Source organism: Ciceribacter lividus (genome assembly GCF_003337715.1).
Classification (GTDB): domain Bacteria; phylum Pseudomonadota; class Alphaproteobacteria; order Rhizobiales; family Rhizobiaceae; genus Allorhizobium; species Allorhizobium lividum.
This window is the reverse complement of record NZ_QPIX01000001.1, coordinates 511,772-527,836: the sequence shown is the minus strand read 5'-3', so window position 1 is coordinate 527,836 and position 16,065 is coordinate 511,772. Positions and strand designations below refer to the sequence as shown.

Sequence of the window (16,065 nt, the reverse complement as noted above, 5' to 3'; positions counted from 1 at the left end):
GGCGCCCGCTCAGCTGCGCGCCGAGCGAGCCTCGCTCGTCACCGCAAAGGCCTTTCGGGTGAACTCGTCGCGGCCGTAGACGTCGTCGAAGTATTCCACCACGCCGTCCTTGTTCGGCCATGCCGTGAAGTAGGAGACATAAACCGGGATCTTCTGCGGCACCTGGACCGCACGGTTCTGGCCGGCCGCGATCTGCGCGCCGATGTCCTCGACGGTCGTCCCCATCACCGCGGCAGCCATCCGGCGCGGCTCGGAGAGACGCACGCAGCCATGGCTCAGCGCCCGCATGTCACGCTTGAAGAAGCTCTTCGACGGCGTGTCGTGCATGTAGATCGAATGCGCGTTCGGGAAGAGGATCTTCAGCTCGCCGAGCGCATTGTCGCTTCCCGGCGGCTGGCGGACGTCGACATTGTGCGTGGAATTCCAGTCGACGGCGCTCGAAGAAACCTTGCGACCACCATAGCTCACCTCGTAGCCCAGACGATCGAGATAACTCGGATCCCGGCGGAGCTTCGGCAGCATCTCGTTGATGATGATCGACTTCGGCACGCCCCAGTAGGGGTTGAACTCGACGGTCTCGATCTGGTCGTTGAAGAAGTAGGTCTGGTTCGCCTTGGAGCCGACCACGACCCGCATCGACAGCTCCGGCCGCCCCTCGTTCACGTAGTAGGCCATGAAGGCCGGCTGGTTGATGAAGACGTAGCGGGAGCCGAGATCGGCGGGCAGCCAGCGCAGCTCCTCCATCGCCACCACGAGCTTCTCGATCTTGGCGGAATTGCTGTCACCCATCAGCGTCCGGATGGTCGCCTTGCCGACGACGCCGTCGGGATGCAGGCCACTTTCCTTCTGGAAGCCTTCGACGAGCGCCACGAGTTCCGGCGTGTATTCCGGCGTCCCCGTATAGGCGGCAAGCGTCGCGGCATGCTCCGTCTTCAGTGTCTCGGAGGCCCGCAGCCTGATGGCGGCGACGACGTTCGCGAGCTCGGGATTGCTGACGCCCGGCTTCAGGAGCGTGCCCGGGGCGATCGAGATCGTCTGCGCCGGATCGTTCTGCGCGGCCTTGAGACGGACGAGCTCTGCCTGCAACGCCTGGAACTGCGGGTTCGCCGGCATGCGGCTCTTGAGGTAGGCGCCAACATCGGGGCTGAGCCGCATCATGTTGAGGAGCGGCTTGAAGTTGACCGTCTTGCGCTTGATGTCGTGGTATCCGGAGAGCTTGTTCGGATCGATGCGGCCGCGCACCGTGTCGCCGACATAGGTCAGCGCCTTGATCGACATCGAAAGCTCGAAGGCCATGAGTTCGCGCTGACGGGCGAGCGGGTCTGCATCCGCGGTCGCTTCGGCCGGCTCCGCGACAAGGTAGTCCTCGGGGACCAGCCCGACGAGATCCGCCTCGGCGAAGGCGGCGAGCGCCGAACGGGCACGGTCCGATATGCCATTCTCGGTCACCCAGATCATCGGTCGGCCGGCATTGTAATAGGCCTCGGCGGCGGCGGCGATATCGTCAGGCGCACGCAACTTCGTCTCGGAGAGCAGCCGGCGCTGCTCCGACTGCGGATCGACCGGCGCGATGCTCGCGGTCGTCGAAGCCTCGGAACCGGTGACTGCAGGCTGAGCGGCGGCCGAGGCTGGCGCGAAGATCGTTACCGGGCGCGTCGCTTCCGGCTTGTAGGTATAGTAGCGCGGTCCGCTGACCTTCGGCAGCGGTTCGGGATCGGCCGTCGGATCGGAGACGCCGGGAATACGCCGGCCGAAGAAGGTATCGTTGCTCCGCTGGCGATTGTCGGCGCCCGGACCACCGCGCAGCATGTCGAGCAGGGTGACTGCGGACGCGGGGCGCGGCGCGGCACTCAGGGCCGTGAATGCAGCAAATGCCGCCGTCAGCGCGATGATCTTGTATCGGGTCATTCGTTCTCTCAATTTCCAGTCAGGTGCTGCGGCAAGCCGGATTCGCCCATGATCGACGTTTCGCGGACGACTAGCCCAACGGCTCTCCAATGAAAAGGTCGCGCGGGCTGGTCAGAGCCGTCGGCCCCGTAAAAATTATGTGACTGCCCGCGCGGCGTTCAGGGGAAACAGCGCGTATTCTAGTCGAATATATCGTTAATTTTTCCCAAACAACCGACCGGACCGGGTCGTCGCCGCAGGATGACGGCAACCCTGGATGGAAATTGAGAACGACCGCGGCCATGGTCGCTCCTCAAATTCACGTCAGGCGATTGCGCCCGCGCGACGCCGGACTAGATTAACAACTGAAGGACGCGACAATCTCGGGCGAGAAGGTGCAGTCATGACGAAAACACGCACGGAAACCGACACTTTCGGCCCTGTCGAGGTGGCGGATGATCGTTATTGGGGCGCTCAGGCTGAGCGTTCGCGCGGCAACTTCAGGATCGGCTGGGAGAAGCAGCCAAAGTCGATCGTGCGGGCGCTCGGCATCGTCAAGCAGGCGGCGGCGCGCGCCAACATGGTCCTCGGCATCCTCGATCCGGTCCTCGGCAACGCGATCGTCGATGCGGCCCAAGAGGTGATCGAAGGAAAGCTCGACGACCATTTTCCGCTCGTCGTCTGGCAGACAGGGTCCGGCACGCAGTCCAACATGAACGCCAACGAGGTGATCTCCAACCGGGCGATAGAGATGCTCGGCGGCACGAAGGGCTCGAAAAAGCCGGTGCATCCGAACGACCACGTCAACATGAGCCAGTCGTCGAACGACACCTATCCGACGGCGATGCACATCGCCTGTGCGGAGCAGATCGTCCGCCACCTGATTCCAAATCTCAAACATCTGCACCAGACCCTTGATGCCAAGGCGAAATCCTTCTCGCACATCATCAAGATCGGCCGCACGCACACGCAGGATGCCACCCCGCTCACCCTCGGCCAGGAGTTCTCCGGCTATGCCGCGCAGGTCGCCTCGGCGATCGGGCGGATCGAGCTCACGCTTCCGGGTCTCTACGAGCTCGCCCAGGGCGGCACCGCCGTCGGAACCGGCCTCAACGCGCCGAAAGGCTTCGCCGAGAAGGTTGCGGAGGAGATCGCCACGATCACCGCCCTGCCCTTCGTCACGGCGCCGAACAAGTTCGAGGCGCTCGCCGCCCACGACGCCATGGTCTTCGCCCACGGCGCGATCAACGCCGCTGCCGCCGCCTGCTTCAAGATCGCCAACGACATCCGCTTCCTCGGCTCCGGCCCCCGAGCGGGACTCGGCGAACTCGCCCTGCCGGAAAACGAGCCGGGGTCGTCGATCATGCCGGGCAAGGTGAACCCCACCCAGTCGGAAGCGATGACCCAGGTCTGCGCCCACATCTTCGGCAATCACGCGGCGATTACCTTCGCCGGAAGCCAGGGCCATTTCGAACTCAACGTCTACAATCCGATGATGGCCTACAACTTCCTGCAGTCGGTGCAGCTTCTCGGCGACGCCGCCCGATCCTTCACCGACAACTGCGTCATCGGCATCGAGGCGCGCGAGGACAATATCAGGAAGGGCGTCGAGAACTCGCTGATGCTGGTGACCGCGCTTGCCCCGGTGATCGGCTACGACAATGCCGCCAAGATCGCCAAGACCGCTCACCGGAACGGAACGACACTAAAGGAGGAAGCGCTCGCGAGCGGGCTGGTCAGCGAAGAGCAGTATGATGCGATCGTGCGCCCGGAGAAGATGATCGGCCCCTCCTAACCGGCCACCTTGCCGCGATCCGGCAAGACAACCGCGACAGGCGTCCCCGCGGCGTCGCAAGGCGTGGGCGGCACCGCAACCTTAGAATCATTGATCTTTGCGGTGCGTGCCCTTAAACCACCGCCATCGCATCCCATCCCTTCCAAGGTTTTCCGAAAATGGCTGACGATCTTTTCCCGCTTGGCGAAGACAAGACCCCCTATCGCAAGATTTCCTCGGACTACGTGTCCACGGCCACCTTCAACGGTCAGGAAATCCTCACCGTCGATCCCGAGGGCCTGCGCCTGCTCGCCGAGACGGCCTTCGCCGATATCAACCACCTGCTGCGCCCGGGACACCTGAAGCAGCTCGCTTCGATCCTCTCGGACCCGGAAGCGACCGACAACGACCGCTTCGTCGCCTATGACCTCCTGAAGAACGCCAATATCGCCGCCGGTGGCGTGCTGCCGATGTGCCAGGATACCGGCACCGCGATCATCATGGCCAAGAAGGGTCGCAAGGTCTGGACCGAAGGCGGCGACTACGAGGCGCTGGCGCATGGCGTGCGCGACGCCTACGAGAAGAAGAACCTGCGCTATTCGCAGCTCGCGCCCTTGAAGATGTTCGAGGAGAAGAATACCCGCACCAACCTTCCCGCGCAGATCGATATCTACGAGGAAGGCGAAGACGCCTACAAGTTCCTGTTCATGGCCAAGGGCGGCGGTTCGGCCAACAAGACCTACCTCTATCAGGGCACGCCGTCGCTCCTGACCCACGACCGCCTGATCGACTTCCTCAAGGAGAAGATCCTGACGCTCGGCACGGCCGCCTGTCCTCCCTATCATCTGGCGATCGTCATCGGCGGCCTCTCAGCCGAGATGAACCTGAAGACGGTCAAGCTCGCCTCCGCCCGCTATCTCGACGACCTGCCGACCGAGGGGTCCGAATCCGGTCACGCCTTCCGCGACCTCGAGATGGAAAAGGAAATCCACAAGCTCACCCAGCAGATGGGGGTAGGCGCGCAGTTCGGCGGCAAGTATTTCTGCCACGACGTCCGCGTGATCCGCCTGCCGCGCCACGGCGCCTCGCTGCCGATCGGCCTCGGCGTTTCCTGTTCCGCCGACCGCCAGGCCGTCGGCAAGATCACCAAGGACGGCATATTCATCGAGCAGCTCGAAACCGATCCCTCGAAATACATGCCGGAGATCGACGAGAAGGCTCTTTCGTCGAATGTCGTGAAGGTCGACCTCAATCAGCCGATGAGCGCGATCCTCGGTGAGCTCACGAAACACCCGATCAAGACCCGCCTTTCGCTCACCGGCACCATCATCGTCGCCCGTGACCTCGCCCACGCCAAGATCCGCGAACGGCTGGAAAAGGGCGAAGGCATGCCGGACTACATGAAGAACCACCCGGTCTACTATGCCGGTCCGGCGAAAACCCCGGCCGGCTACGCCTCCGGCTCCTTCGGCCCGACGACGGCCGGCCGCATGGACAGCTATGTCGACCAGTTCCAGTCCTTCGGCGGCTCGATGGTGATGCTCGCCAAGGGCAACCGCTCGCGCGCGGTGCGTGAGGCCTGCAACAAGCACGGCGGCTTCTACCTCGGCTCGATCGGCGGCCCGGCCGCCCGTCTGGCCAAGGACTGCATCAAGAAGGTGGAGGTCCTGGAGTATCCGGAGCTCGGCATGGAAGCCGTCTGGAAGATCGAAGTCGAGGACTTCCCGGCCTTCATCGTCACCGACGACAAGGGCAACGATTTCTTCCAGGAGTTCAAGCTCGACTGAAAATACAACTCGGAAGAGATTAACGGCGGAGTGCCAGACGGCGCTCCGCCGTATCTTAATTGAAGACGAGATTTCAATATTATCAGTAGCTTAAAGAACTTCCATAGATACTTATAAGCATGAAACCCGACTATAATTGGGGCTTGCGGAATTAAGCATTTCCAAAGAGTTGAAGTTTATCTTAACAAGACAAATCAGGGGACTCGGAAAGGGGGGATTTCGCGATGAACACGGGCGTGACGCCGAAGGCGCCGGTTCCGGACATCGCCGCACAGATTACCTACGCCATGCGCACCATGGGCGTGGCACCGATCCCGCGCAACTACGAGCTGTTCTATGAAGCCTATATCGGCTCCAATCCAGCGCTGACGCGCGACCTCTCGGCACTCGGCAGCAAGGCGACGCAGGAAGAACTCGACACACTCGGTGAACAGTATTTCGGCCGCCACCACCAGTCCCGCCTGATCGAGAACGTTCACAGCCGGATCGTAACCGAGCTCGACGGACTGATGGGGCTCCTGAAGCAGGAGCAGAGTTCGCTCGAAAGCTACAACAAGCTTCTCGGCGAAACCTGCAATCGCATCGATGCCAAGAACAAGAACAGCGCCGAACTTCTGCGCAGCGCGATCGCGCTCCTGCAGGAGGCGACCGGCGACACGATGGCGCACGGCGAGAAGACCGTCGAGAGTGTCGAGCAGAAATCCCAAGAGATGGCCGAGGTCCGCAAGGAGCTCGACGAGTACAAGCGCATAGCCAACACCGACTCCCTGACGCGGATCGCGAACCGACGCGCCTTCGACGAGAAGCTCGCGGCAATCTATGACGGAAGCTTCAATCTGCCGCTGACAGGCCTCGTGCTCGCCGACATCGACCACTTCAAGAAGATCAACGATGGCTACGGCCATCCCGTCGGCGACAAGATCCTCGCCTCCGTCGCCACCGTTATCCGGACGAATGTCCGCAAGGATGTCTTCGTGTCCCGTACCGGCGGCGAGGAATTCGCCATCATCGTCGACGGAAATACGCCGGACGAGATCATACAGATGTGCGAGCGCGTGCGCCTGGCGCTGGAGACGACCCCGTTCAAGAACTCCAGGACCGGCGTCAATTACGGTCCGATCACGATCTCCCTCGGCCTATGCATGGCGAACGCCGCCGAGGACCCGGGCGAGCTTTACGCCAAGGCGGACGTCGCCCTTTATTGCGCCAAGAATGCCGGCCGCAACTGCACCCGGCAGTTCGAGGACGGCATGAAGAAGGACTTTACCAAGAGCTGGCTCATCTACCGTCGCTGACGGAGACCGCCTACCACATCGTCCTGGCGGCGCGTGCCGGCCATTCCCTGTCATAGGCATCCTTGTCGAAATCGGCCTTCGCCGCCTGCAGCATCTCACCCGGCGTCGGCAGGCTCTTCGGATCGACGAAGCGGTCGAAATTCCACAGGTCCGCGCGCATGACTGCCCGGGCACACTGGAAATAGACCTCTCCGATGGTGACGACCACGACGCTGCGCGGATGCTTGCCCTCCATCTCGAAACTGTCGATCAGTGCCTCGTCGACCGATACCACGGCCTTTCCGTTGACCCTCACCACGCTGTTCGAGCCCGGTATCAGGAACATCAGCGCGACGCGCGGATCCCGCACGATGTTCCTGAGAGAATCGATGCGGTTGTTGCCGCGCCAGTCCGGCAGGGCGAGATGGCGTTCGTCCTCGATGCGGACGGCACCGCCGAGGTCCCCGCGCGGCGAGCAGTCGAGCCCTTCCGGCCCGACAGTCGCAAGGGCGACGAAGGGCGAGGCTTCGATCATGCGCCGATAGGCCGGCGTGAGGAACGACGTCACCTTCACCAGAGAGGCCTCGCCCGGCTCGCCGTAGCGAGCCATGAGTTCTTCGACGGTGCGGATCGTCTTCATCGGAACCTCCCGGAGATACAAGCGTCCCGATCTATAGCCGATTCCCTATCGGGATGACGACAGTCGCCGCTCCGGTTCGTCAGCGATCCCTTCGTTGTCATCGAAGACGAAGGACGCGACCTCGGCGATGATTTCCGGAGCCGCCACGATCCTCCGGTGACCGAGGCCGTTCGCCCACCGCACCCTCACATAATTACCGGCCCTTTCCAAACGGCGGGCATGCTCGGCACGCACCTCCTTGTCCTCTTCGGCATGCAGGACAAGGATGTCGCGCCCAATCCGCGCTGCAATCGGGACGGTGTCGAGTGCATCGACCGGGCAGCCCGCAACCGCTTCGGCGCGCTTCACCATGGCCTGCCGCACGGCGGGGCGAAGCTTCAGCATCCCGCAGAAGCCGTCGATCACCCAGTGTATGTTGCTCGGCGCAGCAAGGAGCACCACCCTGCCCGGCTCGAAGCGACAGGCACCGGGAAAGACGCCGCCGATCGCGGTCATCACCGCGGCCCCGCCGAAGGAATGGCCGATGGCGACGTCGAAGAAGCCGAGCCGTTCCTGGACAGCGCAGATCGCCTCCGCCGCGAGGCGCAGGTTCAGCTGCCGACCCGAGGAATGCCCGTGCCCCGGCAGATCGAGCAGCACGACCTCCGCCCCGCCCCGGTGGAGACCGGTCGCGAGCGTCGCGAGATATTCGGCGCGCGAACCCCAGCCGTGTACGATAAGCACCCGCGGCGCGTCGGCATTCTCTGCACCCAGACGGCGGGCGGCGATATTACCCGAGGAGACCGGCAGCATGATCCGCTCGGCTCCCGTCAGTTGCTCGGCGCCGCTGGCAAGCACGGACACGGCCTTGCCGTCCTTCGGCCGGCGGGGCGGCGTGCGGCAGAAGAGCGAGAACGCCAATCTCCCGGCGAGATCGGGAGACGCGAGACCGGCGAGTGAGAAGCCGAAGCGGGTGACCTCGAGCGCGAAGGATGCCATAGTGGGATTCCCCTGAAATGTTCAATGCTGAACGATAAAAGTACAACGATGAACAAAAATCAATCCCTCCCCTGGGACCATCCGCGTTTTCGAAGCTGGATCGCCGTCGGCCGTGCCTGCCAGATGATGCAGACGGCGCTCGGCCGCGCGCTGGCGCCGCTCGACATCAAGACGCCGCATCTCGATATCCTGATCAATCTCTATCGGCACGAAGGCATTTCGCAGCAGGAGCTGGCGCGCAAACTGCTGGTCGGCCGCTCGAACATGAGCATGCTGCTGCCGCAGATGGAAAAACGTGGACTGATCTCCCGGCGCGACGACCCGAAGGACAAGCGCGTATTGCGCCTGTTCCTGACCGAGAAGGGTCGTGACGTCACCGAACGGGCCATGACGATCCAGACCGACCTGATCGAAAGGACGCTTTCGGTGACGCCGATCGACGAATGCCTGCGGCTTGCAACTCACATGGAAGCGCTGATCGCGAGACTTCACGCGGACAGTATCGAGGAAGACTAGGGCATTTCCGGCCAATTCGGGCCGGACAGGTCGCCGAAAGGTCACCGCCCGTCCCGGCTCAGCCCCTTCTCGGAAAGCTTGCATTCGTATTCGGCGAAGAGCTCGGCACCCTTCTCCCCGAGTTCCCGGAGATACGACCAGGTGAAGATGCCGCTGTCATGGCCGTCGTCGAAAGCGATGCGCACGGCGTAATTGCCGGTCGGATGCACCGCGGTGATCGCAACATTGCGCTTTCCGGGCACCGTTACCTCCTGCCCCGGCCCGTGCCCCTTGACTTCGGCGGACGGCGACAGAACCCGCAGCATCTCCGCCGGCAGCGAGTACGCTGCACCGTCGTCGAATGCGACCGACAACTGCCGGCGATCCTTGGAAACCTTCAGCTCGGTCGGCCAGAATTCACTCATGATCGGTTCTCTCCCATGGCAGGGGGACCAGAACTAAGCGGCGCTCCTTGCCCATGCAAGCCATTTTGCCGTCGTCCTGCTCGACCTGGTTGCTTGACGAGCGGAGAGGATGCCACCAAATTACCCTCAATATGGAGGAGACACATTGAACTACAGCCCAGGTTCGTTCGGAAAGGCCGCAGGCCCGGCGCCTACAAACGCGCCCATAGTCGACCCGTTCGGCCGCTCGATCTCCTATCTGCGTGTCTCGGTCACCGACCGGTGCGATTTCCGCTGTACCTACTGCATGGCGGAAAACATGAACTTCCTGCCGAAGAAGGATCTCCTCACGCTGGAGGAGCTCGACAGGCTGTGCTCGGCCTTCATTGCCAAGGGCGTGCGCAAGCTGAGACTCACCGGCGGAGAGCCGCTGGTGCGCAAGAACATCATGTTCCTCATGCGCAACCTTGCGCGGCACCTGGACGGCGGCGGCCTCGACGAACTGACGCTGACGACCAACGGTTCGCAACTCGCCCGTTTCGCCGGCGAGCTTGCCGACTGCGGCGTGCGGCGCATCAACGTCTCGCTCGATACGCTCGATCCGCGGAAATTCGCCGAGATCACTCGCTGGGGCGATTTTGCCAAGGTGATGGAGGGCATCGACGCCGCGCGCAAAGCGGGCATTCGCGTCAAGATCAACGCCGTTGCGCTGAAGGATTTCAACGAGGACGAGATTGCCGACCTGCTGCGCTATGCCCACGGCAACGGCATGGACCTGACGCTCATTGAAACCATGCCGATGGGCGAAACCGGCGAGGACCGCACGGACCGCTACCTGCCGCTCTCGACCGTTCGGCAACGGCTGGAGACCCAGTTCACGCTCTCCGACATCCCCTATCGCACCGGTGGCCCTGCCCGCTATGTCGAGGTGAAGGAGACCGGCGGACGGCTCGGCTTCATCACGCCGCTTACCCACAATTTCTGCGAGAGCTGCAACCGGGTGCGCCTCACCTGCACCGGCACGCTCTACATGTGCCTCGGCCAGGAGGATGCCGCCGACCTCAGGGCGGCGCTGAGGGCCTCCGACGATGACACCCTGCTCGCTGCGGCGATCGACGAGGCGATTTCCCGCAAGCCGAAGGGCCATGACTTCGTCATCGACCGCGATCACCGCCGCCCTGCCGTCGCCCGACACATGAGCGTGACCGGCGGTTGACCCTGCCCGTTCCGCCTGCCATTCCTTCTCCGCCGCGATGCTCGCGATCGCGGCCTGCAAGCAAATTCGAAATTGGTGTTGCACGACGCGGCATTGCCGTGTCCTCTCCACGGCGTGACGATTTCGGAGATTCGCCGGTGGGCGGTCTGCGCTCTTCGTTGCCGAAGAACACATCCAGATCCCGGAAGCGGGGTCCTCCCCCGGAAAGACGACGCATGGCACTGTCCAGCAATACCAAGGGCGCCATCCTGATGATGCTGTCGATGGCGGGCTTCACCTGCAACGATGCCGTGATCAAGGCCGTGACCCCTTACATGAATGTCGGCCAGATCATGCTGATCCGCGGGGTGATGACGAGCCTGCTCGTCTACATGATCGCCCGGCGCATGAATGCGCTCGATCACATCCGAACGCTCTTCCAGCCGATGGTTGCGCTGCGCGTTCTCTTCGAGGTGACCGCGGCGATTGCCTATCTCTCGGCACTGGGGCAGATCCCGCTCGGCAACGCCGCGTCCATCCTGCAGTCCCTGCCGCTTGCCGTCACGCTCGGGGCCGCCCTTTTCCTCGGAGAGCCGGTCGGCTGGCGGCGCTGGACGGCGATCATCGTCGGCTTCATCGGCGTCATGATCATCATCCGCCCCGGACCTGAAGGCTTCACGCTTGCCTCCCTCTACGTCGTCAGCAGCGTCTTTTCCGCCGCTGCCCGCGATCTTGTGACGAAGCGCATCCATGCGGGTGTGTCCTCGCTCAGCGTCACACTCTTCTCGGCGGCGGGAAACGCCGTGGCGGGCGCCCTGCTCGTCCAGCCCTTCGGTGGATGGCAGCCGATGTCCGGCGAGTTGTTCGGGCTTCTCGCACTCGCCTCGGTGCTCGTCTTGATCGGCTACCAGGCGATCATCATGGCGATGCGCACCGGCGAGATCTCCTTTATCGCGCCATTCCGCTATACCAGTCTCCTCTGGGCGGTCGGCCTCGGAATTGTCGTCTTCGGCGAAGTACCCGACGTCTGGATGATGACCGGAACAGCGATCGTCATCGCGTCGGGACTCTATGCCTTCTATCGTGAAAACAAACGAAGGATGGGCGGATGACCAGGCCGCCGGGCATCATTCTCGCAGGCGGTCTCTCCCGCCGCATGGGTGAGAACAAGGCGGCCGTACTGCTCGGCGGCAAGGCGATGATCCGGCATGTCGCCGAGAGGCTCGCTCCGCAGGTTTCGTCGCTCGCCGTCAATGCGCCCGAGGGGGCCGATGCCGGCCTCGGCCTGCCGCTCGTACCGGATACCATCGCCGGCCATCCGGGACCGCTCGCGGGCGTGCTCGCCGGTCTGCGTCATGCCGAAAAGCTGGCGCGGCCGCCCCGACACATCGTGACGGCGCCGGCGGATACGCCCTTCCTGCCGCGTGATCTTGTGGAACGACTGGAAGCCGCCCTGCCCACCGCGGATGCGATTGTCGTCGCCTCGTCTGCGGGACGAGGACATCCGGTCGTCGCACTCTGGCCGCTTGCGCTCGCCGACGATCTCGAAAACTGGCTCGCCAATCCCGAGAACCGCCGGCTCCAGGCCTTCATCGCGCGCCATCCGTCGGCCTCCGTCGATTTTGCGCCGATCGAAACACGACAGGGACCGCTCGATCCGTTCTTCAACGTCAACACGCCGGACGATCTCGCCCTCGCGAAAGCCCTTCTGGAGGAGGAAGACGGATGACCGCAACGCCAAGGATCTTCGGCATTTCCGGCTGGAAGAACTCCGGCAAGACCGGGCTCGCCGTCCGCCTGGTCGCAGAATTCACCCGCCGCGGCTACCGGATCTCGACGATCAAGCACGCCCACCACGACTTCGACATCGACAAGGTCGGCGCCGACAGCTACCGCCATCGCGAGGCGGGCGCCCACGAGGTGACGATCGTCTCGGGAACGCGCTACGCCATCATGCACGAGTTGCGCGGGGCACCGGAACCGAGCTTTGCGGAAATCCTGGCGCGGATCGCACCCTGCGATCTCGTCCTGATCGAGGGATACAAACGCGAACCGGTTCCGAAGATCGAAGCGCGACGGCTCGAGGCGAAAAGCCGCGAGCCGCTGGCGCCCACCGATCCGCATATCGTCGCAATTGCGGCGGACCATCCGGTCACCGATACCGAGCTGCCGGTGTTCGACCTCGACGACACGGTGGCGATCGCGGATTTCGTCGCCCGCGTCACCGGGCTGCCGCCGCTCCCCTCCGCCGCCGCCTGAACAGACGAAAGGGCCGCCGGCGGATGCCGACGGCCCTTTTCTTTTGCCTGACCGGTGTGCTTACCGGTTCGCCGCGACCGGCCGCACCAGCGGCGTCACACGACGGATCGTCACGCGACGGTTCTGCTGTTCGGCAGCCTGCGTGCGGATCTTGAGATACCGCTCGCCATAGCCCTGAACCGTCATGTTTTCCGGCGGAATGCCGTAGACTTCGGTGAGCAGATTGGCGACCGTTTCCGCACGACGGTCCGAAAGCACGAGGTTCGAGCGGTCGGAACCGACGGCATCCGTGTGGCCTTCGATGAGGAAGACCTCGCCCGGGTCCTTCGCCAGCACCTTCTCCATCGCATCGGCGACCTTGCGGAGCGTCTTGGCCTGCGAAAGCGGCACTTCGGCCGACCCCGAGGCAAAAGTGACGGTATCCAGATCGATGCGCCGGACCTTGTCGCGCAGGCGGGCCGACGACTTCACTTCCTCAATCGAATAGACGCGCTCCACCCGCTCGACCGGCGGCTGGGCGAGGAAGTCGTAGTAGTCGCGGTCCGGAGCGTCCGACATCGTGACGATATAGTCGTCGAGCGGGACGGTGAGACGCATCGGCGGCAGGCTGTAGCCGACATCGACATAGACGCGCGGGCGATCCGTATCCGCCTCCGGAGCGTAGAACAGGACGTATTCGTCGCCATCCTCGGTGATCCGCGAGCGCTGGATGATGTCGCCGTAACGGCTATAGACGGTCACGATGCGAGAGCCGTTCGGCCGGACGATGGTTTCGCGAACCCGGCCGCGCGGCAGTTCCTCATAGTAGCTCTCCTCGGCATCGTAGCGAATACGCTGACGCTCATCGCCGCGAACGACCACCTGGTTGCCGACGTTGATGATCGTGCGGTCGTCGACCTGATCGATGACCTTTACCTCGGTGACCTGGTTGGACACGTTGTTCTGGATCACCGTGTTGTTGGTCACATTGGTGACGTTGGTCACGTTGTTGATGACCGTCGGCGGAACCTGGAAGGTGGGGGCTGCCTTGAGCCTCGTTCCCTCTTCCTTGATCGCCGCATCGAGGGTCTGTTGCTCGACCTGGATCGCTTCGGCCTGAGCCGCGGCGTCGCTTTCCGGCGGCGGCGCAACCGGCTCCGCCGACCTCAACTGCATACGCTGCTGGCGTACGCCCTCGCCTCCGGTGTTGTCGGCATCCTTGTCGCTGTCGAGAACGGCGGCACCATTGTCGACCGGCAGCACGACCGTCTCCGCGGTCTTGGACGGGTCCTCGGCGATCTGCTGCTTCTCTTCTTCGCTCCGGGTGTCGACGATTTCCGGAACAGGAGCCTCTTCCGGGGGCTCGACGGCCGGGATCACGGCCTGCTCGCCCTGCTGCTCCGGAGCCTGGTCGGCGGTCGACTGGTCGGGAGCGGCCGGAGCCTCGCCCTGCGTCGCGTCCGGCGCAGGTGCCTGCTGTTCCTCTACCGGCGGCTGCTCCTCGGCCGGAGCCTGTTCTTCGACGGGCGCCTGCTGCTCTTCGGCAGGTGCCTGCGGTTCTTCGACCGGGGCCGGCTGCTCCTCTACCGGGGCCTGTTCCTCGGCCGGAGTTTGCTGCTCTTCGGCAGGCGCTTGCTGTTCTTCGACCGGAGCTTGCTCTTCGGCAGGAGCCTGCTGTTCTTCAGCCGGGGCCTGCTCCTCGGTCGGAGCCTGTTCCTCTACGGGCAGCGGCTCCTCGACTGGCGCCTGTTCTTCTGCGGGGGCCGGCTCTTCGACCGGGGCCTGCGGCTCCTCGGCCGGCGCCTGCTCTTCTACGGGCGCCTGCTCTTCTGCCGGAGCCTGCGGCTCCTCCGCAGGTGCCTGTTGTTCCTCAACCGGGGCCTGTTCTTCCGCAGGTGCCTGCTCCTCGGCAGGCGTTTGCTCATCGATTGGAGCCTGCTCCTCTACGGGCGGCGGCTCCTCGACCGGAGCCAGCTCTTCAGCGGGCGCTTGCTCTTCGGCGGGCGCCTGCGGGCAGGCGTCAGCAGACTCGGCCTCGCTACCGTCGCCGCAGGTTACCTGCGCGACCAGTATGCCCTGCTCCTCGGCGCGGGAGGGGGTGCTAGCCTCATGGGTCTGCGACACGGCCCGCGCCGCGACCGGCTCCACGATGACGGCCGCCGAGAGAACCGGCAGGGCGACCGTGGCGAACAATTTGGATCTCAAAGTCATTTTGTCTTCCTTGTGACGCGTGTCTCCACGCACGTCCGAGGAGCGAACAAGAAAGGACGGCATTGTTGTGTCCGCCCCACTAGTCCTCCCGCTCCTGATCAACGGACCCTAGTTCGCGGCAAATTAACCGTAGCTGAACGGAAAAGGTTTCATGCGCCGCCGGAATTGGGCGCCAAGAGCAATACTGTTGCTCGACATGCCGCGAACTCGACAGTCTCATGCGTTTTTTGGATAACGGCGTCTTTGCTGTTGATTTTCCGTAAAAAAGAGTAGGAATATCCTCGCAGGCCGGGCACGCTCGGTGCCGCCTTCCCAGTTAGCGCGGGAATGACAACCGCGCGGATGACCAACAGAGAGGATCACTATGCGTATCTCCACCCGTTTCTTTGCAGCGGTGTCCATTGCCGCGTTGTCGCTTTTCGCGGGCAGCGCCATGGCCGAAGGCGAAAAGCTGATCATCGGCACTGAAGGTGCCTACCCGCCCTTCAACAACCTGGAATCTGACGGTACCCTGGTCGGCTTCGACATCGATATTGCCAAGGCTCTCTGCGAAGAAATGAAGGTCGAATGCGAGTTCGTCACCCAGGACTGGGACGGCATCATCCCCGCCCTGCAGGCGAAGAAGTTCGATGCCATCATCGCCTCCATGTCGATCACGCCGGAACGGCTTGAAAAGGTCGACTTCTCGAAGAAATATTACAACACCCCTCCGGCGATCGCTGTTGCGAAGGACTCGCCGATCAAGACGGTCGAGGACCTGAAGGGCAAGGTTCTCGGTGCACAGTCCTCGACGACTCATTCCAACTATGCCGAAAAGCACCTCGCCGATTCGGAACTGAAGCTCTACCCGACCGCAGACGAATACAAGCTCGACCTCGAAGGCGGTCGCGCCGATGCCGTCATCGACGACATCGTCGTCCTGTCGGAATGGGTCAAGAGCGACGCCGGTTCCTGCTGCAAGATCCTCCAGCCGATGCCGGTCGACATTGAAATCAACGGCGAAGGCGCCGGCATCGCCGTCCGCAAGGGCGAAACCGCACTTGCCGACAAGTTCACGGCAGCGATCGCCGCGATCCGCGCCAACGGCAAGTACAAGGAAATCAACGACAAGTACTTCGACTTCGACGTCTACGGCGAATAATCGCCGGACTCGGAAATTGCACAGGAGTGGCGGAAGGCAGG

The 16,065-nt window shown here is 63.4% G+C and carries 14 protein-coding genes; 9 read left to right on the top strand and 5 right to left on the bottom strand.

The features are described 5' to 3' along the window. Positions 1-9: 9 nt before the first annotated feature. The gene (locus DFR48_RS02565; RefSeq protein ID WP_114361559.1) at positions 10-1,908 is read right to left on the bottom strand and encodes a L,D-transpeptidase family protein; all 1,899 of its coding nucleotides are present in this window, start codon (positions 1,906-1,908) and stop codon (positions 10-12) included. A 382-nt stretch (positions 1,909-2,290) separates the two neighbouring features. Between DFR48_RS02565 and fumC the strand changes: the two genes are divergently transcribed. The 3 genes from fumC (at position 2,291) to DFR48_RS02550 (ending at position 6,743) form a co-directional block, all read left to right on the top strand. After that, the gene (gene fumC / locus DFR48_RS02560; RefSeq protein ID WP_114361558.1) at positions 2,291-3,682 is read left to right on the top strand and encodes a class II fumarate hydratase; all 1,392 of its coding nucleotides are present in this window, start codon (positions 2,291-2,293) and stop codon (positions 3,680-3,682) included. Between the two features lie 158 nt (positions 3,683-3,840). After that, positions 3,841-5,448, top strand: coding sequence for a fumarate hydratase (locus tag DFR48_RS02555; protein WP_112685141.1), 1,608 nt, complete (start codon positions 3,841-3,843; stop codon positions 5,446-5,448). A gap of 224 nt (positions 5,449-5,672) precedes the next feature. Next, positions 5,673-6,743, top strand: coding sequence for a GGDEF domain-containing protein (locus DFR48_RS02550; protein ID WP_114361557.1), 1,071 nt, complete (start codon positions 5,673-5,675; stop codon positions 6,741-6,743). A gap of 10 nt (positions 6,744-6,753) precedes the next feature. On the opposite strand, the gene DFR48_RS02545 is transcribed toward DFR48_RS02550, so the two are convergent. Then, positions 6,754-7,362, bottom strand: a complete 609-nt coding sequence (locus DFR48_RS02545) for a pyridoxamine 5'-phosphate oxidase family protein (RefSeq protein WP_114361556.1) — start codon at positions 7,360-7,362, stop codon at positions 6,754-6,756. A 45-nt stretch (positions 7,363-7,407) separates the two neighbouring features. Next, complete coding sequence (locus DFR48_RS02540) at positions 7,408-8,340, bottom strand: alpha/beta hydrolase (protein ID WP_114361555.1); 933 nt, start codon at positions 8,338-8,340, stop codon at positions 7,408-7,410. A gap of 48 nt (positions 8,341-8,388) precedes the next feature. On the opposite strand from DFR48_RS02540, the gene DFR48_RS02535 reads away from it, so the two are divergent. Beyond that, positions 8,389-8,856, top strand: a complete 468-nt coding sequence (locus tag DFR48_RS02535) for a MarR family winged helix-turn-helix transcriptional regulator (protein WP_114361829.1) — start codon at positions 8,389-8,391, stop codon at positions 8,854-8,856. Positions 8,857-8,897: 41 nt separating this feature from the next. On the opposite strand, the gene DFR48_RS02530 is transcribed toward DFR48_RS02535, so the two are convergent. Further along, complete coding sequence (locus DFR48_RS02530) at positions 8,898-9,260, bottom strand: gamma-butyrobetaine hydroxylase family protein (protein ID WP_114361554.1); 363 nt, start codon at positions 9,258-9,260, stop codon at positions 8,898-8,900. A gap of 145 nt (positions 9,261-9,405) precedes the next feature. Here DFR48_RS02530 and moaA point away from each other — a divergent pair, with 145 nt between their 5' ends. From moaA to mobB, 4 genes are all read left to right on the top strand, one after another. After that, the gene (moaA, locus tag DFR48_RS02525) at positions 9,406-10,455 is read left to right on the top strand and encodes a GTP 3',8-cyclase MoaA (protein ID WP_245415492.1); all 1,050 of its coding nucleotides are present in this window, start codon (positions 9,406-9,408) and stop codon (positions 10,453-10,455) included. A 215-nt stretch (positions 10,456-10,670) separates the two neighbouring features. Next, complete coding sequence (locus DFR48_RS02520) at positions 10,671-11,546, top strand: DMT family transporter (protein ID WP_114361552.1); 876 nt, start codon at positions 10,671-10,673, stop codon at positions 11,544-11,546. Then, positions 11,543-12,163 (top strand): molybdenum cofactor guanylyltransferase MobA, encoded by a 621-nt coding sequence (mobA, locus tag DFR48_RS02515; RefSeq protein WP_114361551.1) that lies wholly within the window; start codon positions 11,543-11,545, stop codon positions 12,161-12,163. Before DFR48_RS02520 ends, mobA begins: the two co-directional genes overlap by 4 nt. After that, positions 12,160-12,693: a molybdopterin-guanine dinucleotide biosynthesis protein B gene (gene mobB / locus DFR48_RS02510; RefSeq protein ID WP_114361550.1), complete on the top strand. Its 534-nt coding sequence runs from the start codon at positions 12,160-12,162 to the stop codon at positions 12,691-12,693. Before mobA ends, mobB begins: the two co-directional genes overlap by 4 nt. 60 nt (positions 12,694-12,753) lie before the next feature. Here the strand turns inward: mobB and DFR48_RS02505 are convergent, their stop codons facing one another. Then, positions 12,754-14,883, bottom strand: a complete 2,130-nt coding sequence (locus tag DFR48_RS02505; protein ID WP_114361828.1) for an OmpA family protein — start codon at positions 14,881-14,883, stop codon at positions 12,754-12,756. Between the two features lie 364 nt (positions 14,884-15,247). Here DFR48_RS02505 and DFR48_RS02500 point away from each other — a divergent pair, with 364 nt between their 5' ends. Continuing rightward, positions 15,248-16,024: an ABC transporter substrate-binding protein gene (locus DFR48_RS02500; protein WP_114361549.1), complete on the top strand. Its 777-nt coding sequence runs from the start codon at positions 15,248-15,250 to the stop codon at positions 16,022-16,024. Positions 16,025-16,065 lie beyond the last annotated feature (41 nt).